The 19,992-nt window shown below is 42.9% G+C and carries 20 protein-coding genes; 10 read left to right on the top strand and 10 right to left on the bottom strand.

Annotated elements, in window-relative coordinates; genetic code table 11:
* Window positions 1-28: 28 nt before the first annotated feature.
* The 4 genes from CYLST_RS15155 to CYLST_RS15140 all read right to left on the bottom strand — a co-directional run bounded on the left by CYLST_RS15155 (window position 29) and on the right by CYLST_RS15140 (window position 3,778).
* Window positions 29-223, bottom strand: a complete 195-nt coding sequence (locus tag CYLST_RS15155; RefSeq protein ID WP_015208600.1) for an NAD(P)H dehydrogenase subunit NdhS — start codon at window positions 221-223, stop codon at window positions 29-31.
* 74 nt (window positions 224-297) lie between these two features.
* Window positions 298-1,611, bottom strand: coding sequence for a rod shape-determining protein RodA (gene rodA, locus CYLST_RS15150; protein WP_015208599.1), 1,314 nt, complete (start codon window positions 1,609-1,611; stop codon window positions 298-300).
* A gap of 336 nt (window positions 1,612-1,947) precedes the next feature.
* Window positions 1,948-3,018: an Mrp/NBP35 family ATP-binding protein gene (locus CYLST_RS15145; RefSeq protein ID WP_015208598.1), complete on the bottom strand. Its 1,071-nt coding sequence runs from the start codon at window positions 3,016-3,018 to the stop codon at window positions 1,948-1,950.
* A 220-nt stretch (window positions 3,019-3,238) separates the two neighbouring features.
* Window positions 3,239-3,778: an SRPBCC family protein gene (locus CYLST_RS15140; protein ID WP_041233667.1), complete on the bottom strand. Its 540-nt coding sequence runs from the start codon at window positions 3,776-3,778 to the stop codon at window positions 3,239-3,241.
* Window positions 3,779-4,163: 385 nt separating this feature from the next.
* Between CYLST_RS15140 and hemF the strand changes: the two genes are divergently transcribed.
* Together hemF and CYLST_RS15130 are read left to right on the top strand one after the other, a co-directional pair.
* Entirely contained in the window at window positions 4,164-5,210 is a 1,047-nt protein-coding gene (gene hemF, locus CYLST_RS15135; protein ID WP_015208596.1) for an oxygen-dependent coproporphyrinogen oxidase, read from the top strand.
* A gap of 388 nt (window positions 5,211-5,598) precedes the next feature.
* Complete coding sequence (locus CYLST_RS15130) at window positions 5,599-5,967, top strand: STAS domain-containing protein (protein WP_015208595.1); 369 nt, start codon at window positions 5,599-5,601, stop codon at window positions 5,965-5,967.
* Between the two features lie 48 nt (window positions 5,968-6,015).
* Here CYLST_RS15130 and CYLST_RS15125 read toward each other — a convergent pair whose 3' ends face one another.
* Window positions 6,016-6,621 carry a chromophore lyase CpcT/CpeT gene (locus tag CYLST_RS15125; RefSeq protein ID WP_015208594.1) on the bottom strand — a complete coding sequence of 202 codons (606 nt, stop codon included), beginning with the start codon at window positions 6,619-6,621 and terminating at the stop codon, window positions 6,016-6,018.
* A gap of 176 nt (window positions 6,622-6,797) precedes the next feature.
* Between CYLST_RS15125 and psb29 the strand changes: the two genes are divergently transcribed.
* On the top strand, window positions 6,798-7,505 hold the full coding sequence (gene psb29, locus CYLST_RS15120; protein ID WP_015208593.1) for a photosystem II biogenesis protein Psp29: 708 nt from the start codon (window positions 6,798-6,800) through the stop codon (window positions 7,503-7,505).
* A gap of 331 nt (window positions 7,506-7,836) precedes the next feature.
* On the opposite strand, the gene CYLST_RS15115 is transcribed toward psb29, so the two are convergent.
* The 3 genes from CYLST_RS15115 to CYLST_RS15105 all read right to left on the bottom strand — a co-directional run bounded on the left by CYLST_RS15115 (window position 7,837) and on the right by CYLST_RS15105 (window position 9,870).
* Window positions 7,837-8,202 carry a phage holin family protein gene (locus CYLST_RS15115; RefSeq protein ID WP_015208592.1) on the bottom strand — a complete coding sequence of 122 codons (366 nt, stop codon included), beginning with the start codon at window positions 8,200-8,202 and terminating at the stop codon, window positions 7,837-7,839.
* Window positions 8,203-8,395: 193 nt separating this feature from the next.
* Entirely contained in the window at window positions 8,396-9,112 is a 717-nt protein-coding gene (locus CYLST_RS15110) for a biopolymer transporter ExbD (RefSeq protein ID WP_015208591.1), read from the bottom strand.
* Window positions 9,112-9,870 (bottom strand): MotA/TolQ/ExbB proton channel family protein, encoded by a 759-nt coding sequence (locus CYLST_RS15105; RefSeq protein ID WP_015208590.1) that lies wholly within the window; start codon window positions 9,868-9,870, stop codon window positions 9,112-9,114. The genes CYLST_RS15110 and CYLST_RS15105 overlap by 1 nt, the downstream gene beginning before the upstream one ends.
* A 216-nt stretch (window positions 9,871-10,086) precedes the next feature.
* On the opposite strand from CYLST_RS15105, the gene CYLST_RS15100 reads away from it, so the two are divergent.
* Window positions 10,087-10,401, top strand: a complete 315-nt coding sequence (locus CYLST_RS15100) for a YkvA family protein (protein ID WP_015208589.1) — start codon at window positions 10,087-10,089, stop codon at window positions 10,399-10,401.
* Window positions 10,402-10,479: 78 nt separating this feature from the next.
* On the opposite strand, the gene CYLST_RS15095 is transcribed toward CYLST_RS15100, so the two are convergent.
* Window positions 10,480-13,686, bottom strand: coding sequence for a glycoside hydrolase family 15 protein (locus CYLST_RS15095; RefSeq protein WP_015208588.1), 3,207 nt, complete (start codon window positions 13,684-13,686; stop codon window positions 10,480-10,482).
* A gap of 201 nt (window positions 13,687-13,887) precedes the next feature.
* Here CYLST_RS15095 and CYLST_RS15090 point away from each other — a divergent pair, with 201 nt between their 5' ends.
* The 5 genes from CYLST_RS15090 (at window position 13,888) to CYLST_RS15070 (ending at window position 18,242) form a co-directional block, all read left to right on the top strand.
* A complete protein-coding gene (locus tag CYLST_RS15090; RefSeq protein WP_015208587.1) occupies window positions 13,888-14,472 on the top strand; it encodes a Uma2 family endonuclease in 585 nt (194 codons plus the stop codon).
* 94 nt (window positions 14,473-14,566) lie between these two features.
* Window positions 14,567-15,157: a Uma2 family endonuclease gene (locus CYLST_RS15085; RefSeq protein ID WP_015208586.1), complete on the top strand. Its 591-nt coding sequence runs from the start codon at window positions 14,567-14,569 to the stop codon at window positions 15,155-15,157.
* Between the two features lie 131 nt (window positions 15,158-15,288).
* Window positions 15,289-16,674 (top strand): AAA family ATPase, encoded by a 1,386-nt coding sequence (locus tag CYLST_RS15080; RefSeq protein WP_015208585.1) that lies wholly within the window; start codon window positions 15,289-15,291, stop codon window positions 16,672-16,674.
* Entirely contained in the window at window positions 16,674-17,240 is a 567-nt protein-coding gene (locus CYLST_RS15075; protein ID WP_015208584.1) for a hypothetical protein, read from the top strand. The genes CYLST_RS15080 and CYLST_RS15075 overlap by 1 nt, the downstream gene beginning before the upstream one ends.
* A 111-nt stretch (window positions 17,241-17,351) precedes the next feature.
* Window positions 17,352-18,242 (top strand): Rpn family recombination-promoting nuclease/putative transposase, encoded by an 891-nt coding sequence (locus CYLST_RS15070; RefSeq protein ID WP_015208583.1) that lies wholly within the window; start codon window positions 17,352-17,354, stop codon window positions 18,240-18,242.
* Window positions 18,243-18,341: 99 nt separating this feature from the next.
* Here CYLST_RS15070 and CYLST_RS15065 read toward each other — a convergent pair whose 3' ends face one another.
* Window positions 18,342-19,274, bottom strand: coding sequence for a serine hydrolase (locus tag CYLST_RS15065; protein ID WP_015208582.1), 933 nt, complete (start codon window positions 19,272-19,274; stop codon window positions 18,342-18,344).
* 11 nt (window positions 19,275-19,285) lie between these two features.
* Here CYLST_RS15065 and CYLST_RS15060 point away from each other — a divergent pair, with 11 nt between their 5' ends.
* On the top strand, window positions 19,286-19,990 hold the full coding sequence (locus tag CYLST_RS15060) for a C40 family peptidase (RefSeq protein ID WP_015208581.1): 705 nt from the start codon (window positions 19,286-19,288) through the stop codon (window positions 19,988-19,990).
* The last annotated feature ends 2 nt before the right edge of the window (window positions 19,991-19,992 follow it).

Below are 19,992 nucleotides of genomic sequence, written 5' to 3'. Positions count from 1 at the left end.
ATAATGCTCAATGACCAATGACTAGTAATTATTTGCCTTTTTTCTTTCCTGTGGCCTCTACGAGTTCTAACTCTGGTAGCCGAAAGGTAACTAATTTATCCCAGTTACCACCTTCAAACAGTACAGCCACCTTACCGTCACTCACCCGTTGCACAAGCCCTTCATACCGATAATAGGTATCTGCGGCATTCTTGACGCGAACAGTTGCTCCAGGCAGGATCATGTTTTTACCCTCGCTTACTTCCTGTTAATAGCTTAATACTTTTGAACCAAACCACGGCTCGTTCAAAGAATAACTCAAGAATAATACTTCTGCCGTTGGCGGAAATTTGCCACAGATTCTACTATTCCTAAAGAAATAAAGTTGGTGAGCATGGCAGAACGCCCATAACTCATCCAAGGTAGTGGAATTCCCGCCACAGGTGCTAAACCAACAGTCATCCCAACGTTAACAATTAGTTGAAACACGATCATTGACAAAACACCAATAGCCAACAGCGAGCCAAAATTATCTTTAGCTGTTTGAGCTACGTGCAGCAGGCGGAAGCAAATTAAGCAGAAGACAAACAGTACTAACAAACAACCAAGAAAACCAAATTCTTCGCCCACTGCCGAAAAAATAAAGTCTGTATGTTGCTCAGGCACAAAATTTAGTTGGGTCATCGGACCTTTGAACAGACCCCATCCCCAAACTTCACCAGCACCAATGGCAATGCGAGATTGGATCAGGTGATATCCCGCACCGAGAGGATCGTGTTCGGGGTTGATAAATACGCTAAGTCGGTTTTTTTGATAATCTTGCAACACATGCTTCCAAGCGAAGACTCCTAATTCACCACCTAGCATGTTGAGACCCCATGCACCCCCAGCAGCAATACCAAATCGACGCCAGGGGAGAGTCTGCCAACCAAGCACACCCATAGCGACTGCCCAAAGTAAGCCTAAAGGTCCGAAAGATAGTTCTTGGAAAACTATCGGCTCTGGCAATGGCCAAGATATGCTGAAAAGAATGGCGGCAACCACCGGAGAAATAATCAGGATCAACCAGCCCGGGTTGGCATTTGCCCAGTACAGCATCCCTAAGACGATCGCACCAAATACTAGCGATGTTGCCAAATCTGGCTGCTTAAATACCAATCCCCAAGGAATAGCCGTGATTGCCAGAATGCGGAAAACACTCTCAAGATTGGAAGCGGTGCGCTTATGTAACAAAGCCGCTAGGGTGATAATTACCCCGATTTTGGCAAATTCAGAGGGCTGCACGTTGAAGCCTGCGATGCTGATCCACCGCTGTGCCCCTTTGGCGCTTGTACCAGCTATCATCACGGCGATCAAGCTAAAGTTTGTCAAAGCGTAGGTTACCCAGTGCCACTGGAGCAGAGATTCGTACCGGCTGCGAGCCAAAAATAATGCGATCAACACGCCAATACCAGCTACGAGCCAGTGCCACCACCAGTCAGCTACTGGCTGCTTCAGTTCTGTACTCAGGATCATAATGCCGCCAAAGATACTGACAGCAACAGGCAAACAAAATAGTAGCCAATCTACTTGTTGCCAGGGATTGATTCCATATTTCCAGCGCATTTTGGAGAGCGAACGTTTCAACAACATTGTGTGAGTTTAAAGTGGATCTTTTAAATTTTAAATTTAGTAACTGCAAATGAAGACTTGTTATGAGTATTCCTCAAGGAAACATCGCACCAAGACAGGTTTGTTCAGGTAGTATATTAGACATCTTCCTAGCTACAAGACAGAGTAATTTGGCGATGGCGATTAGAGTATAATTCCGTTTGGCTTTTTTGCTAGGGGCGACTATGAGACTGGGATACTTTCACGCCGCGACATTTATCTGATTACTCCCCCTTGTTCTTCGGGCTGATGTAGGTTGTAGCTAAAAATCTGTATTCCTAGGTGATGACCTAGGAAACAGACAAAAACTAAAATTTATTATGTCAGAGCAGCAACTGATACTTTACCAGCAATGGCGAAGGCGATCGCTGTTAATGCTTTTGCAGAAGCTGAATCTGGATCAGCAACAACTATCGGCACACCACTATCACCGCCTACTCTTGTGGCAATCTCTAGCGGCACGCACCCTAACAGTGGCACTCCCAACTCAGCCGCTGTTTTCTCGCCACCGCCGGAACCAAAGATGTCATACTGTTTATCCGGCTGATCTGGGGGAATAAAATAGCTCATATTTTCCACTATTCCCAATACCGGAACATTCATCTGCTGAAACATTCGCAATCCCTTACGAGAATCTAACAGCGCTACAGTTTGCGGTGTGGTGACAATTACTGCTCCTGCCATCGGCACGGCTTGGGTTAAAGTTAACTGAGCATCTCCAGTTCCCGGTGGCATATCAACAATCAAATAGTCTAGTTCTCCCCACTCCACTTGATAAAGAAACTGGCGAATCACTCCATTGAGCATCGGCCCACGCCAAACCACTGGCTGGTCTCGGTCAATCAAAAAGCCCATGGAGACTAATTTGACGCCGTGATTAAAAGCAGGTTCTAAAACATCACCTTTTTCACTTGGACGCACGATTATCTGGGCATCAGCTAGCCCCAACATCGTGGGGTCATTAGGCCCGTAAATGTCAGCATCGAGTAAGCCGACTTTCGCCCCTGTTTGTGCTAGAGCCACTGCGACATTCACCGCCACCGTGCTTTTACCAACGCCGCCTTTACCGCTAGAAACAGCAATAATATTTTTGACTCCAGAAATGCCAGTGCGGTCGGGCAAGCTTTTTTGCTGTGGTGTTTCTGCTGTCACTTCTACACTTACATCTGTAACACCAGGTAACTTTTTAACGGCCCTCTGGCAGTCTTCAACGATAAATTCCCGTAAGGGACAAGCGGGAGTGGTTAAGACTAAAGTGAAGCTAACCTTGCCACCGTTAATTTTAACGTTGCGAATCATATTCAGTTCAACCAGACTTTTGCGGAGTTCTGGATCTTGCACTGGTCGCAGCACTTCTAGGACTGATCGCGAATCGAGGACATCGTACATAAAAAATTCAAAATTCTTTCATTCAAAATTCAAAATCAAGAAATAGATTCTTAGCGAGCATCCTAGCTATATAACTGGATGTCAATTAAAGTCTGAGTAGCTTAGGTTTTCACTGTTGCTGTTGTCAGCAAAGGTAACGAATTTTCATGATTACCTTCTAGGATCTTAACTTTCTTGAGGGCTAGGCATGGGGTATTGACTATTGCCTATAAGGAAGAATTCAATCCCCAATCCCCAATCCCCAGTCCCCAGTCCCCAGTCCCCTATTAATGGATTTTTTCTTACCTGACAACGCTGCTTTTTCTACAGACTCGACCAGGGAACGTGCCACGCGATCTGCATAAGGACGGGACAAAGACCAAATTAGGGGTGATAGCCAACCGCGTAGAGTCACAGAATAAGACAAACAAGTACCACAAACCGTTGACTCTACCTGGTAAGTCACCCGTTCCTCGACGCCAGGAATCGCCAGCACGCGAATGCTCAGCATCTCTCTGGGATTGACGCGCTCCACAAAAATCTGGATAGGAATCGGCCAAAAGCGTGTTACCGCCTGGAAAATCAATCCTGGTTTGGGTACTAATCCGTAGGGAACATTGGTACTTTTGAGTAGTGGATGCCAGGAAACGTCCGTTAAGTCAACGACTTTTTGCCACAGTTCGTCTGGTGAAGCCGAACTAATCTCTCGATAGGTTCGCACCAGAGAAGCGCAAAACCGACGACGTTTGCGGTGGATGAATTGGGATAACCAACCTCGCACTGTCCTCATCCTCCTCCTCGCTAAACTTTTTCTGGCAACTCTGGCATCTACTAGGCAGGTTTTGGGGATCACGATGATGGCGTATCCCTCCCCGCTTTCAGGTCTGAAGGCTTAGAGTCTGGATAGACTAATTCTCCATAGTCTGGTATTGATACCAAAATGTTTTGAGGAACAAGTCCAAAAAAAAACTCGGTCAATATACAAGCCTATACGCATTTGAGGGACAATATCTCTAGTCATACCCATCAATCCTCTAAATGCTTGACAAGTAAGAAAAAAGCAAGTTGGGCAAATTGTAGCCCTGATTGTTGGCTTGTATCGCCAATAAATTTTTAAACTGAAAATTTGTGGCTTTCTGGAAATTGTATTTTAGGTTCGGGAATCTATGTTGACCAAATCACAAACCCCAGCTGTAGCAGCAGAATCATCCACGACCTCTTTACCGCCAACTGACGCTAAGGCTAGGGTTCGTCAGTTTATGCAACAGTTGCAAGACGAAATTAGTCAAGCTTTGACGGTTCTGGATGGTGTCGGTAAGTTTAAAGAAGATGGTTGGGAACGACCAGAAGGTGGTGGGGGGCGATCGCGCATATTACGCGATGGAGCCATCTTTGAACAAGCAGGTGTAGGGTTTTCTGAAGTTTGGGGAGATCAACTACCGCCTTCAATTTTAGCCCAACGTCCAGATGCGGCAGGACATAGCTTCTATGTGACGGGCACTTCAATGGTGTTACATCCCCGCAATCCCTATGTGCCCACAGTCCATCTGAATTATCGCTATTTTGAAGCGGGGCCAGTCTGGTGGTTTGGCGGCGGTGTGGACTTGACACCCTATTATCCCTTCGCCGAAGATGCAACACATTTACATAAAACACTGAAGCAGGCATGCGATCAACATCACCCAGAGTATTATTCTGTGTTTAAGCGTTGGTGTGATGAATATTTTTATCTGAAGCATCGGAATGAAACACGCGGCGTCGGTGGTCTGTTTTTTGATTATCAACATAATCAAAGTGCTTTATATGGTGGACCCGATCCGAATGGGGAAGCGGCTGCTTACAGTAACAAGGTAGGAAAACCAGCGCCACGCAGTTGGGAAGAATTATTTGCTTTTGTGCAAGATTGCGGTAGAGCCTTTTTACCAGCCTATGTACCGATTGTAGAACGGCGACATGGCATGGAATATGGCGATCGCCAACGGAACTTTCAACTGTACCGCCGGGGTAGGTATGTAGAATTTAACTTGGTTTACGACCGAGGGACTATTTTTGGACTGCAAACCAACGGACGCACAGAATCAATTCTCATGTCTTTACCGCCCTTGGTGCGTTGGGAATACGGCTATCAGCCAGAACCCAATTCTCCCGAAGCCGAGTTATATGAAACCTTCCTCAAACCTCAAGATTGGGTAAACTGGATGCCAGGTCAATAGTGCTTAGTGCTGAGTAAAGCCCCACAAATTAATCTGGAGGAAGTAAGGATGTTTTATCTTGGGTACTTTGCATCTCAATACATTATTTTTTCCGATTTTTTACTCAGCACTATTGTCTGTGTACTCAGCCATCTTTCGGTGAGTTAGACTACTAAAGATAAGCACATAGGCTAAGATAGTGACAATTTTATCTGTAGCTTGTTGATCTCAAGCGTCAGCTTCAAAAAAATCTGTTGCTGGTGAGCCAACTAATTTACTAATTTACTGGAATGATTTCCAGTGACGGTGAAATTAAACATTGCTAAACTAGCAAGTATTTTGGCTCACCAAACCAAGTTTATATACAGGGGTAGTTTATTTTGAGAGGAATGCCAGGGGGAGGGCTTCAGTGATTCACATAGACCAAAAAACCTATACAACCCAAGACGGTAATACCGTAATTGTCTTGACACCAGCCGGGCGCTTGGACATCACTACAGCTTGGCAATTTCGCCTGAAATTACAGGAGTGTATATCCAAACTCAGTCGCCATATAGTCGTGAACCTAGGTCAGGTAAATTTCATTGATAGTTCTGGTCTGACTTCTTTAGTAGCTGGGATGCGTGATGCTGATAAAGTCAAGGGCAGTTTCCGCATCTGCAATGTCCATCCGGAGGCCAAACTTGTGTTTGAAGTCACGATGATGGACACAGTCTTTGAAATTTTTGAAACAGAGGAGGAAGCTTTAGAAGGTGTACCTCGCAGTATCGCTAGTTAAATATTGGATTTTAGATTTTAGATTGCAATTCAATCCAAAATCTAAAATCTAAAATCTAAAGTACTGTTGTCGCTTAGTGTAGCGATAAGGTCCGATAATCGCTCCCCATGTCGCCTTGAGAGTCGCTGAGTCAATTCCTTTGTCGTAACTGTGGAATGTTGCCTCAGTAACTTCAAACCCCAAAGAAACTTGCACGGTATTACCAAGATAAGTAAAGCTACAACAAGTGTCTGGAGGTGCTGAAGCTGCAAACTTATAACGATTGGGGGCTATTTTGTCTTGGGTAACGGAGAGAATGCAGCCTGGTAGTAAATCTAATTGATCGATTGTTAACGCGTTGAGTAACGCGGGATTACTACCTGCCCCTTTTAAGGCGGTTGGATCTTTAGGCATATAGTATTGCACGTCCAAGGGTGCCTCGCTGTCGCGCCCTTGGCGTAACCTCATGATCCGCTGACGATACGGTTGATCTAAATTGACAATATTTGCTTGTTCGGCAAACAGAGTCAAACTGTCTTCTGGGAATAAATTAACTGGCCGTTGCCACAAGCGTAGGTGAACGTACCAAACAGGTTCTGCTATGGCCTGTTCCCGATTGTCGAATTCACCAGCCAGGTACTCACTTAGGGCTATTAACTGTGGCGAGAAGCTCATAAAATGTTATAGATAGGCACAGAAAATTATAAATCTGGTTAGTTCTACAAGCAAGAGGTTATTTCGCTGTTTATCTGATAGCCGAGATTGAAAATCACCCCGCAGCTAAAACCTGAACTTGGCAAAGTAGCCTTTAAGCGAGAAAATAAGAATACGTCGCCCTTAACATTTTCTTTGTGAATAACGTCCGAACTGTCTCTGATACAAAGCGAACTTTCTATACTCTTCATACCCGTCCGATCAATACGATTTACCGTCGGGTAGTGGAAGAGTTGATGGTAGAGATGCATCTGCTGTCAGTAAATATCGATTTTAGCTACAATCCAATTTATGCCTTGGGCGTCGTCACGACCTTTGACCGCTTTATGCAAGGCTACCAGCCAGAACGGGATCAAGAATCAATTTTTAACGCCATAATTCAGGCTGTTGAACAAGAACCGCAACGCTACCGCCAGGATGCTGAAAGGTTGCAAGCTGTAGCTCAAGGTTTGCCAGAACAGGATTTAATCGCCTGGTTGAGCCAAACAACTCACTCGGATCGAGATGCTAACTTACAAGCACAACTACAAGCGATCGCTAATAACTCTAACTTTAAGTACAGTCGCTTGTTTGCCATTGGTTTATTCTCGTTATTGGAAGTCTCAAGTCCCGAACTAGTCAAAGACGACAAGCAACGCAATGAAGCACTAAAAGCGATCGCGACTGGTTTGCATTTATCTGATGACAAACTTAGCAAGGATTTGGAGCTATATCGCTCTAACCTAGACAAAATGGCGCAAGCATTGATAGTAATGGCAGATATGGTCTCAGCCGATCGCAAAAAACGGGAACAGCGTAAACAACAAGCAAGTACCCCAGTGGCTCCTCCCAGTGCTAACGAATAGTTAGAAGTAGTCAAACAATTTTGGATTTTAGATTTTAGATTGACCCCATGTCTAAAGTCAGGGGCTTGTCGTTTAATTTTAGATTTTGGATTTTAGATTTGTTTCACGTAGCTTGCTTCTCGCGGAGCGAGTATAAATTCGGGGACTTGTAACCCTTTTTAAATTTTGGATTTTGAATCTTCAATCCAAAATCCAAAATTTAAAATCTAAAATTCGGTCAATAGTCAAGAGTCAAAAACCCTTGTACTATTGACTTGGGACTCTAAATTATTGCACTTTGGGCAGTATTTTATTTGTGTCTATTTGCGTCCAATTACTTAAACTATTAACTTCAGACGCCCAATAGTTTGTAGAGTAGGTCGTTGATAACTGCGAGCGCAAACGCTCCTAGAACAGCACTCCAAATTCCAAAACGCAGGCGAAAACCTTCTACTAACCAGGCGGCAATACTAAAACAAATAACGGCAATCATGAATGTGAAAAAGCCGGACAACAAGTCAAATGAGAGAAAAGTTGGTACTGCAAATACAAGGCGCAAAATCGGTCTGATTACTGCCGTCACAATTCCCAAAACTGCTGCGGAAAGGAAGGCTTTGCTTGGAGTATCAATTTCAACTCCCAAAGGCAATTTACTAATAATCAACAAGCTGATAGACGTGACTACCCAAACAATTAAAAACGTCACAATGCCACTCATTGCCATAACCCCTGAAACGCGAATGGTGATTGGCGATTAAATTAATTAGTCTGTTGATAGAATAATTTTTGTAGCTCAACCAATTATTTGTAAATTAGCAGTTTTCCTTCTCTGGCTGTAATTTATTCTGTATATCTTTAGGTTTACAAAAAAACTGGCGGGGACAAGGAGAACTCTCCTTATCCCTGAGATATTACCTTTGAGGTGCAGGTTTGGTATTTCCGGGTACTACAGGAACTTGGGGCGCCATTTGGCTAGGAACCACCGGAGAAACGCCAGGATTAACAGGACTGACACCTTCTTGCCCTGGTGCCGTGGGGAAAGGAACTTGATTGGGGGCATAGGGCATATAGGGGTTAAAGGAGTTAGGATTGCCTTGGAGATTATTGCCTGGAACTGGTGCGGTATTTGGTATGGGTGTCGTACCAGGATTAATCGGCAAAGAAGGGTTAGTAGGCTGGTTCGGTGAGTTTATAGGTACTTGAGATGAACCAGGTATAATTCCCAAAGAGACACGATTGCCCCCCACTTCTCGCAGCAAGTCTAATGTCTGAATGACATCGTTGTAAGTTGCTGTGCGCGACGCGTTCAGCACCAAAATGCCATCAGGATTTGCTTGGACATACTGCTTTAATCTTTCCGCCAAATCTTGCCGATTTACAGCCTCTTTTTCTATATAAGTTTGGCCAACAGCATCGATAGTCACAGGTAATATCTTACTTCCACTCTGTGAATTTGCCGCAGATGTTGTACCTGTATTAGCTTTGGGTAAATCAACGTTAATTGCCTGTTGCCGAGTAAATTGCAAAGCTGCCAGCAGAAAAAACGTCAGGATACAAAAAACGACATCAATTAAGGGAATGATTTGAATTTGTACTTCTTCAATTGGAGTATGCAGGTTAACTTTCATTATTGCTCAGGTTTTAGTGGCTCAGATTCCCCTGGGGTTTCGGGAGGTTCAGAAAACTTGGTTTTGCCTCGCTTGCGGGGGGGTTCAAAGCTTTCCCGTGGAGATTCCCGCACGACGAGGGATGTCATTTTGCTAAAGTCAGGTGGGGACTCGCGGTAGAGCAATTCTAAGTTGTTTCCTGCTTTACGAAAAACTTTGACTTGGTTAACGACAAAACTTTGAAATAGCCGGTAGAAGACCAAACTAACGATCGCAACTATTAACCCCGCTGCCGTACTAATCAGAGATTCTCCAATACCAGTAGTTACACCAGCTGTCGATTCAGTTCCCAAATCGCCAATCCGAATTGCTCGCAAAGACTGAATCAAACCCAAAACTGTACCCAACAGTCCCAACAACGGCGAGAGGGCAATTACAGCTTCTAAAAGTTTTTCACCCCGCCGCATTCCTGCCAACTCGTCTTCTGCTGTAGACTCCAGCGCTAGTCGAAAGGTTTCGGCATCACTTTTTCGTAAACGTAAAGGCGCATAGAGAAACCGCCCGATGGGTTGATCTGTTGATTGTTGGGCAATTTCCACAGCCGCTTCCCAGTTATCATGGGCAGCATCTAGGATGCGCTCGACTATTTCTTTTTCCTGAGTTAAAATTCGCAGCCAGAACCATAGGCGCTCGAAAATCGCACTTAAAGATAGAACCGACAGCACAAGCAAAGGCCACATCGCTGGCCCGCCCTTATAAAACAGATCTAAAATATCCACTGTGTAGTTTTCCTCCCTCCATCACGAGAACAAATATGCCCAAGCATTCTAATTGTAGAGATTAATGCACAACTACCATAATCGCTTACGGGATTGCCTCTTAGGTAGTTAGCGACTCTTGATGAGTAGAATTTTCCATAGAAACTAGGGCGGTTATTCCCACCGGGAGTTTAAAGCATAATTTGCCAGAATAAAAGATAACTAGAGGGTAAAAATATGAACTTCTCAATCCAATCGCTTTACAACTGGTATCGCAATTTGCTGCGTAATCCAAAATACCGTTGGTGGGTAATTATCGGAACACTAGCTTATCTTATCAGCCCGATTGATATTGCCCCAGATTTTATCCCTGTTGTCGGACAAATAGATGATGTTTTACTTTTAACGTTGTTAGTTTCTGAGGTTTCTGGACTAGTGATTGATGGCTGGAAAGCTCGTAAAGGTAATTTGGATACAGAAGCCAATAATACTGCTGAAGACTCTACCGCCACCGCCAACACCATCGATGTTGATGCTGTTTCTGTCAAGTAGGGGGGATGTTTTTTGACACAAAGGGGTGCTGCGGGAACCGCAGAGGGTCGCTGAGGAAGAGTTAGCGAAACTCTGCGTTTAAAAATCTTTCACAAACTCAGTCAGGAACTTAACCGCTTTCAGGATATAAGTAGCGCAATCTCTAGGAGAAGTATTGTAAAACGATCGCCAAGCTGAGGCTTTATCTTCATCATAGCGATCGCGTTTTTGGGGATGGTTCTCTAGCCACGCTAACCGGACTGCATGACCAATTAATACATCCAACACTATATATTCTTCAATTTGCAAGTTGGGGTTATTGGCAGCAATGGCAGCTAATTCCATTAATGCTTCAATATTAACTTGGCGATATTCTGGAGCTTCGATTTTGTTGAGTAAATGCTCAACTAGCAGAGCAAAATTTCTTTCCCCTGCTGTCATTTCTGAAAGCATTACCTCACTATCTAAACGATTGCGGCGCTCTAATTTATCGCCAATCACTAAGCCTTTGCAATGTTGCATCAACACCCATACTTGCTTAAAAAAGTTTTTGGGTACGCGACCTGTTGCTCCCTCTGCTTGGCGAAACCGGCGCCAACCACCCGGTGGAACCTCGATTTCTTCACTAATTGAGGGTAGCACTACCCAAGCAATATCACTTTCTTTTTGCTTGATGTGGAGTGATTCTTGCTGACGCAACAAACTACTCATGCCAGAATATCCAGTTAATACCTGATGCAAGCGTGTTTTCACCTCAAAGGGTGAAAGTTGCATTAAGTGGTCATAAGCTTCATCTTGAGTAACTTGCAATTCTTGGGCTACGTCGCTGGTAATTAACAAGATAAGATAGCCAACTCTCAGGGTGAGAAGTCCTTGAAATAGTTCAGGTTCTGATCTGATTAAAATACCAAGATAGATCAGGATCTCTTGCGTCAAAACGCGATCGCGGATATCCTCACGACAGAAATGATTTATTTTCTCGGCAATTTCATTGTGGGACATGGGTACAGCTATCAGGGAAGCTTCGCTGTAAGCCCTACCAACGGCAATTTGCTTACCTTGTACCAAAATGCTTGTCACCGCATCAGACAAGCCGATATCAACCATTTTCCGTAACCCAGCAGCACGACGTACCACCGCCCAAATGCCTAAATCCCCGGCTTTAGTGTAAACTTCATCAAGTAAATCGGCTACGGTAACGGGATGTTTGGGGCCACCATACCCCGTATCAAATTTTAAGCCCTCCAAGCGCGTCAAAGTTTGCAATAACTCAATTTGCTCGTAGATATTCTCTGATGAACGCAAATGAGACAGCAATAAACCAAAGTTTGTTTCACACTCCATTTGGAATTCTTGGGTATGCCCTAAGCTCCAGTTTTTATCGGGATGATAAGTTAGGTAATAGCACCGTGTCCCTGTATTTTTCATCGGTGACTGGGCAAATTCATCATCTTGAAGAAAATCAATTCTTTGAATTCCTGCTGTCAGCATCAACTGATTTAGCCGCCCTAATTTTACCCGCACACCATTACAAACACCATCTTTCAATTCTTGCATTAGTTCTAATAACGCCTCAGAACCAATTTCTAACATAGTGTGAGTCAACATTAAAGTTAGGGTAGGACGCCCCAAATCAGTCCAATATTTTTGAATGTAAGCTAATTCACTTCTGAATTGATCTATTAGAAAGTGGTAATCAAGGGTTAAATAAAACTGCTGAGAGTCCAAAAACGAAGGCAAAAATACAATTGTCTTACCATGAATCCGAAAGATTCTCGATGTTGTCAAACTCCGCAAACGCCTTACTGGACGCCCAGTTAAACCGAGTTTATCATTGCGACCAATTTGGGTATAAATAGCAGAAAATTCTCCAGCTTTTCTTACTTGAATCGGTTCTAATTGGGTGGGTGTTTGGGCTTCGATACCGTGAACTGCTAGATTTGCTTGTAAAACTTCATCTTCCGCTAGCAAGGAAATTTGTACCAACGCCTCGCGTTTTTTGCCGACACACAAATGTCTACCTAATGGGTCAATATCTCCTACTGCTATTAATTCATCGCTCAACATTTCACCGAGAAGATATAAACTCTGCGCCCAGACTAAAGGCACATTTTCGTTAGGTAAACGCGGCTGAGTTTGGGGTGCTAACTTTTCTGCTTCTACCTTTTCGGCGGGAACATAATAAAGTTCTGGTAATAAGTGCAAGCCGTCGCGCTCAATGAGTAATGACTCTAACAGCTCTTGATATTTTTGAACTTGATTTTGATCACCCCGAAATAATCCATCAAGAACTAAATAAGTAAAAAATAATGGCCATTCGCATTCAATATGCTCAAATTGTTTGAGTTCCGCCGGTTCATAGTGCAAACGCTGGTTATCTTCTAAGACAGTTTGGTGTCCATCACGAAGGAAGCGTTTACAGCCATATTTACCTGCAAGTTTGGTGATAATTTCGTTCAAGGTTCGTTGACGCAATTGCTCATCTTCTACTGCAAAAGCGGGAAAACTAATGATACTCAACAGCGCCGCATCAATTTCTTTAGAACCAGATTCTCTGGGTAATAGAGATTCTAACGTAATTCTGGCGCGGGCAATTTCATCTGGTAACACATGAATTACTGATGTTTGACTACCATGTACACCAAACAAATTTAGTCCGTTGATGGCTTCTAAAGCTGCTTTAGCCATACCGACAGAACTGGCGTTCAACTCTGCACTGCCATGATTAATTTTATTACCCCTTTCCCAAATTCCAAAATCCGGTGTGCGGTAAGCTCGTCCAATGTAATAAACCAAATTTTGGACGAAATTAACTTCATCAATTGTGTAAATTATTGGCAATCCCGCAGCGGTCATTTGCGCCAACATCAGCAAAAATATAGATGTGGCATCTAGTTGCAAATGCCCCCATTCATCATCACCAACTACTATGTCGCCGGTGGAAGTGTTATATTTGGCGTGCAGTCCATCCAGAAGGGATTGAGTATGTTTAAATGTCTCTACCTTCTGCGCCTGTCGCATCATAGCAAACAGTAACCCACGCATTAATTTGATGACACTGTATTCCAGTTCATAAGTGCGTCCTTTGTCTTCATCCACCTTGCGGTATGCAAGTCCTAAACCCCAAACTGCCAAAATACTGTAAACATTATCTCGCACCCAGGCATCTGTATAATCTCCGTGGGCGGTAACTGCTGTACTCGCAGGTAGTAACCCAGTAATCGCATTTTGACGTGCAAGGATAATTGTTTTGATTTGCTGGTAATAGTATTCTAGACGAGTTAGCAATTCGGTGGTTGTTTTCATAAATTCATAAATATTTGCAAGACTAAATTTGATGGATACAACTTTTAAGGCTGATCCTTTTTTCTGTGAATTTGTGGCTATTTGAGATTGCTTAATCGGTGAATATTTTTCTCTTCAACAATTTTATATCATAAACTGATTGTAATTAAGAATTGCCTATTTTACAATAATTCTATAACTTCTATACTGTTAGGTTTAACCATGCAGACACAAGCAGCGCCTTTCACTCTGCGGCTGTTGACTGTTGCGGAATACCACAAGATGGCAGAAGCGGGTATTTTTCAGCCAGAGGAACGAGTCGAATTAATTGCTGGACAGATTATTAAAATGATTGCAAAGGGAACTGCTCATACTTCAGCCGTTAGACGAACGGCGAAAATTTTAAGTCGCTTGCTGGCAACTCAGGCTGATATCATAACTCAAGATCCTGTCCAGTTAGATAATTTTTCGGAACCTGAGCCGGATATTGCTGTAGTCAAGGTTAATCCCTTTGACTATGCAGACCACCATCCTACCACGGCGGAGGTGTATCTGATTATTGAAGTGGCAGATAGTAGCTTTAAATATGATTGTGACATCAAGGGTAAAATTTATGCCCAAGCAGGAATTAGAGATTATTGGGTGTTAGATGTGAATAAACGCCAACTTCATGTATTTCGAGAACCTACTCAGCAGGGATATCAGAGTGAAGTAATTTTTGCTGAAGGTGGGATTGTTTCACCTTTGCAGTTTCCTAACATAACCATAGCTATCACGCAGATATTACAACCTTTAATTAACCAATAGGTGTAATCAAAGAAAGCTATCTTAAAAATAGGAAATATTTTTATCAATTTAGGTGATAATCGTTTCAGGTCTAAATTATTCAGGAGGTGTGATTGTGGTTATTACTCAAACCAAAGCGACAATAACTCACTTCACCCCAGATGAGTATCGGGCAATTGAGGAAACTGCCGAAGAACGCCACGAATACCTCAACGGAGAGATCATCACCATGCCTGGAGGTTCCCCCGTTCACAGCCGCATTACCGTAGACATCACGACTTTTCTCAACCTAGCTCTCCGAGACACCAACTTTCAAACCTACAATGGCGACTTGCGAATCTGGATTCCTAACTTCAATCATGGAACATATCCCGACATTATGGTGATCGATGGCGAACCAGAATTTAATGGCAATCGCACGGACGAAATTCTCAATCCTCTACTCATTATCGAAGTCCTTTCCCCCTTCACTGAAGCCTACGATAGAGGTGAAAAATTCAGAAAATATCGCTCCCTGACTAGCTTTTGTGAATATCTGCTCGTCAGCCAAACTGAACCCTACGTTGAGCAGTATTATAACCGCGACCAAAACAGTAGCGATCGCTGGGAATGGCAAGTTTATGATCACATTGATCGGTCAATTGTTCTGCACAGTTTAAATGTAGAACTTCCCATGTCTGAAATCTATCGCCGCATTAAATTTTAAGGGCGATACCTGGGTTGGGATACGCCTACGAATTTATCTTAGTTAAGATGTAAGCTATAAAAATTATCGATATCAGAGAATAAAATGCTGAAAACCCATTCTTCCAACGTATATAAATTATTTATAAGCTAATGAAAATTAAAGTCAAAAATCTTGGTGCTTTAAAGCAAGCCGAATTCACACTTGGCGATCTGACGGTCATTTGTGGCTATAACAATACTGGTAAGACTTACGCCACTTACGCGCTGTTTGGCTTTTTATCTACTTGGCGGCGGATGTTTACGATTAAAATCAACGACGAGAAGATTGAACAACTACTTGCTAATGGAGTAGTTCGTCTTGATATACAAGAATATGTCGAACAAACTGAACAGATTGTAGCTCAAGGTTGTCAGGCATATACCAAAGAATTACCGAAAATTTTTGCAGCGCGAGCTGAACGATTTAAAGAATCAAAATTCCAGGTGATTCTGGATATGCAAAATATTCATTTTTTAACCAAATTTGATCTGAAAATTGGCTCCGGTGAGGTATCACTTTTCTCTATGACTAAAAATGAAGAAAGCACAGAGTTAGTTGTCACTCTGCTTGTTGAGAAGGAGAAGGTAAAAATTCCTACCGAAATACTTGAGCACATCATTGCCGACGCACTAAAAGACATCATTTTTGTTCAATTTTTCCCTCGCCCTTTCATTGCTAGCAGCGAACGAACTGGTGCCGCCATTTTTCGTAAAGACTTGAATTTCGACCGCAATCGCTTATATGAAGAAATAGGTCAGGCTGGCCAAAATATTGATCGACTGCAACTTCTATTTAGAAATGATGGAGATTATGCCCTGCCAATAAAGACGAATGTGAATTTTATCCGGGAACTGGAAAAAATTGTCAAAAAAAGTAGTTTCATTGCTGAGAACCATCCCGATGTGCTGACTGATTTTGCTGACATCATTGGTGGCGAGTATACCGTTACCAGCAATGATGAGCTTTACTATGTGCCGAAGGGTAAACGGGTCAAGCTTTCTATGGATGAAAGTTCTAGCGCCGTGCGTTCTCTATTAGATATCGGCTTTTATCTTAGACACGAAGCTCAACCTCGCGATTTATTGATGGTGGATGAACCCGAACTGAACCTACACCCCGAAAATCAACGTCGCGTTGCGCGGCTTTTTGCTCGACTGGTTAACTTGGGTATTAAAGTTTTTATCACTACCCACAGTGATTACATCATTAAAGAACTAAATACACTGATCATGCTCAACCATGATAAACCTCATCTCCAACGAATTGCTGAACAAGAAGGTTATCGGCAAGAAGAACTGATTTCTGCTGGAAAAATCAAAGTCTACATTGCTGAAGAGTCAGATATAACTCTAGAGGGCAAAAAGAGAAAAACTAAATGCCAAACCCTGATACCAGCTGATATTGACCTGGAACTAGGTATTGAGGCCCGCAGTTTTGATAAAACCATTGAGACGATGAATCGTATTCAGGAAGCAATTGTTTGGGGTGAGGATTAATGTCTGATATTGCTATCCTCAAAAAGATGATTAAGGAAGAGTTTACGGTGTCATTGGCAGAGCGAAAGGATGGAACACACTTCAATTACTCAGTCACACTCACAGAAACTCAGGATAATTATTCTGTAACTATTGATGGAATGCCCAACTTTAACGAGGTTATCATCATTAACGCAGAAAACTTCCTAGCACCAATAAAAGTTTTTAATGGATCAAAAGGTGAGTGTAAACGCGCAGATTTTATCATGATTGCTGATACTGACACAGAAAAAATCATCATTTGCATTGAGATGAAGAAAACGAAAGGCAAGAAAATTATTCAGCAGCTAAAAGGTGCAAAATGTTTTGTTTCTTATTGCCAGGAAATCGGCAAAGCATTTTGGACTAAACATAACTTTCTTGACACTTATCAATATCGTTTTATCAGTATCGGTCACATTCCCATTTCTAAGGAAAAAACCCGCCATGATGGGAAGAAAAAAGATTCAAATAAAACTCATGATTGTCCAGAGAAGATGCTGATAATTAAGGGTAAAAATTCCCTTCAATTTGATTCATTGATATAAGGTAGGTGATCATGGGCGGCATAAATTTTTTGCGGTTTTAATATACAAAAAATCCAATTGTAGAGGAATATATGATTAAATATATTGCAAGTTTAATAAATAAAATGCTTTATGCGTCGAGATTCAATTTTTTACAAACTATTTCAACAATATCCGTCTCTGTTATTTGAACTATTGACAAATCCCCCGACAAATGCAGATGCTTACCGATTTGATTCCGTAGCTGTCAAAGAACCAAAATTTGAAATTGACGGGGTATTTTTACCACCAGAAAGCGAGGGTGCAGGAGTAGTATATTTCTGTGAAGTTCAGTTTCAAAAAGATGAACTGCTTTATGAAAGAGTGTTTGCTGAATCGTTACTATATTTCTACCGCAACCGTGCCAGATTTAGCGATTGGCAAGCGGTAACGATTTATCCATCTCGCAATACAGAACAAAGTGATATTTATCCCCATCGTGGCTTGTTGAATAGTAACCAAGTACATCGGGTATATTTGGATGAATTGGGAGATATTCGTCAATTACCTCTATGGGTAGCAGTGATGGTATTAACTACTCTAGAAGAAAGTCAAGCACCAGAAGAAGCTAGGTATTTGTTAACAAGAACGAGTGAAGAAGTAGCATCGCCATCAAGTCGCGCCATAATAGAGATGATTACGACGATAATGGTGTACAAGTTTGAACAACTGAGCCGCAGGGAGGTAGAATCTATGTTAGGAATTACGCTCAAGGAAACGAGAGTTTACCGGGAAATTAAAGAAGAAGGACGGGAAGAAGGACGGGAAGAAGGACGAGAAGAAGGACGGGAAGAAGGTGTAGAACAAGCAACAGTTAATCTCGTTATCCGACTATTGACTAAGCGGTTTGGAGAACTATCTGGGGAAATACGCGCTGCAATTTCTGGTTTACCATTGCCTGTTCTGGAAGATTTGAGCGAAGCACTGTTAGATTTTACTAGCTTGGCTGATTTACAGGTTTGGTTAGCAGCCGGACGTGATTAAAGTATTGGCGATCGGATGGCATCAATTTTGTAGGATGCGTTAAACTCTGTTAACGCACCACCCGGATTTTTTTATAAAGTAGTGATTGCCTCCGGCACGTTACACGAACGCATCAGCCACTTTTTTAGATATAAAAGGCAATATTTCTCGGCTCTTAGCTTGAGCTTTACCTTCCGTAAATACTACTAACAGATATGGACGCTGATCTGGTAGTTCAATGTAAGCCGCATCATGGCGAACTTGGCTTGTCCAACCGGCTTTTGACCAAATTTGACTATTTTCAGGTAATCCACCCCCTAAGAAGCCTGTAACCTGGTCTTCTTCGACATCTTGAGGTAAATCATGGGGGTTGAGACTGCGTTGGAGTAAAGCCATCATGGATTGCGATCGCACACTAGATACCGCTACACCACCGACAATGCTATGCAGCAAGCGGGCGATCGCATTTGTAGTCAACATATTGCGATTATCCAGCATCTCTCCATAAAACGCTCGTTCCCTTCCATAAGGGCCATCACCCCAAGTTTTTTGACAAACGTTAATCGTTTCCATTTCCTCCCACCCCAAAGACTGGTAATAACGGTTAACAATCTGACGCTGATATTTCCAGGTTTCAAAGGGGCCTGGTGGTAACTCTGGGCCGGAAGTGGTGCCACTGAGGATATCCACCACCAAGCTGGTAGCATCATTACTAGAATCGATCATCATATCCCTCAAGGCACGCTCCAACTCCTTGGAAGTTTGTAACATACCTTTCTCTAGCCACTCGTTAACCGCCACCAAGTAGAATAACTTGACTATACTCGCGGGGTAAATTCGCTCCACACCACGATAACTAAAACCACGAACGGGATGATTCCAAAAAGCGTTGGGAGTCAGTGCGCCACCTGTATTTACTAAGACAGGCGGATCGTAAACAATCCAAGTCAGAGCAATTTGGTTTCGGGTTAATGTGCCAAATGCTGACCAAGTTGCCTCTAAAATGCGATTACCAAGATTGTCGAGTTGTTCGTCTTTGCTGAAGAAAACCATTCTCTCTCGTTATGTCCTTTAATCTAAAATCTAAAATCCCAAATTCCGAATCGGGTGAGCACCAGTGTCTTGCTGACCTAAATTTATATGATTCTCCTGAATGTATCCGCTTGGCAACTCAAGCTGCTGCTGGGCGACATTTACGGGTAACATCAAATCATCAGGATTCAGCGGTTGAGGTGTATTTGTGCGAGGATGACTATCCAGGGTGGGTATCGGTTACCGATTTGGGTTTATTACAAAGAGCTACTGTAGCTTACCAAGCTCCCATATTTTCTGAATCGGAAGTTAAAAAACTGCTACCGTTGGCGATCGCCTTTACTCAAAAAGCGATGCCACAATCTAATTATTACCTTTGGGGTGGGACTGTCGGGCCAAATTACGACTGTTCTGGGTTGATGCAAGCGGCTTTTGCCTCGGTGGGGATTTGGTTACCGAGAGATGCTTATCAGCAAGAAGGCTTCACCCAACCAATTACCATAGGCGAATTACAACCAGGGGATCTAGTATTTTTTGGAACTCCCCAAAAAGCCACCCATGTAGGATTGTATTTGGCTGATCATCGCTATATCCATAGTTCCGGGAAAGATTACGGTCGCAATGGTATTGGGATTGATGTGCTTTCGGAACAGGGAGATGCCGTGAGTCAGTCATACTATCAGCAGCTGCGAGGTGCTGGCAGAGTTGTTAAGAGTTACGAACCACAGAGACGCTGAGG

The organism is Cylindrospermum stagnale PCC 7417, assembly GCF_000317535.1.
In the GTDB taxonomy this organism is placed as follows: Bacteria; Cyanobacteriota; Cyanobacteriia; order Cyanobacteriales; family Nostocaceae; genus Cylindrospermum; species Cylindrospermum stagnale.
The sequence above is the reverse complement of the archived record's forward strand: the minus strand, read 5'-3'. Positions and strand labels throughout refer to the sequence as shown.

Bases quoted from the DNA above. Each gene is read 5' to 3' on its own strand.
- CYLST_RS15155 (WP_015208600.1), bottom strand. From the start codon at position 223: ATGATCCTGCCTGGAGCAACTGTTCGCGTCAAGAATGCCGCAGATACC.
- rodA (WP_015208599.1), bottom strand. From the start codon at position 1,611: ATGTTGTTGAAACGTTCGCTCTCCAAAATGCGCTGGAAATATGGAATC.
- CYLST_RS15145 (WP_015208598.1), bottom strand. From the start codon at position 3,018: ATGTACGATGTCCTCGATTCGCGATCAGTCCTAGAAGTGCTGCGACCA.
- hemF (WP_015208596.1), top strand. From the start codon at position 4,164: ATGTTGACCAAATCACAAACCCCAGCTGTAGCAGCAGAATCATCCACG.
- CYLST_RS15125 (WP_015208594.1), bottom strand. From the start codon at position 6,621: ATGAGCTTCTCGCCACAGTTAATAGCCCTAAGTGAGTACCTGGCTGGT.
- CYLST_RS15115 (WP_015208592.1), bottom strand. From the start codon at position 8,202: ATGAGTGGCATTGTGACGTTTTTAATTGTTTGGGTAGTCACGTCTATC.
- CYLST_RS15110 (WP_015208591.1), bottom strand. From the start codon at position 9,112: ATGAAAGTTAACCTGCATACTCCAATTGAAGAAGTACAAATTCAAATC.
- CYLST_RS15100 (WP_015208589.1), top strand. From the start codon at position 10,087: ATGAACTTCTCAATCCAATCGCTTTACAACTGGTATCGCAATTTGCTG.
- CYLST_RS15095 (WP_015208588.1), bottom strand. From the start codon at position 13,686: ATGAAAACAACCACCGAATTGCTAACTCGTCTAGAATACTATTACCAG.
- CYLST_RS15090 (WP_015208587.1), top strand. From the start codon at position 13,888: ATGCAGACACAAGCAGCGCCTTTCACTCTGCGGCTGTTGACTGTTGCG.
- CYLST_RS15080 (WP_015208585.1), top strand. From the start codon at position 15,289: ATGAAAATTAAAGTCAAAAATCTTGGTGCTTTAAAGCAAGCCGAATTC.
- CYLST_RS15075 (WP_015208584.1), top strand. From the start codon at position 16,674: ATGTCTGATATTGCTATCCTCAAAAAGATGATTAAGGAAGAGTTTACG.
- CYLST_RS15070 (WP_015208583.1), top strand. From the start codon at position 17,352: ATGCGTCGAGATTCAATTTTTTACAAACTATTTCAACAATATCCGTCT.
- CYLST_RS15065 (WP_015208582.1), bottom strand. From the start codon at position 19,274: ATGGTTTTCTTCAGCAAAGACGAACAACTCGACAATCTTGGTAATCGC.
- CYLST_RS15060 (WP_015208581.1), top strand. From the start codon at position 19,286: ATGTCCTTTAATCTAAAATCTAAAATCCCAAATTCCGAATCGGGTGAG.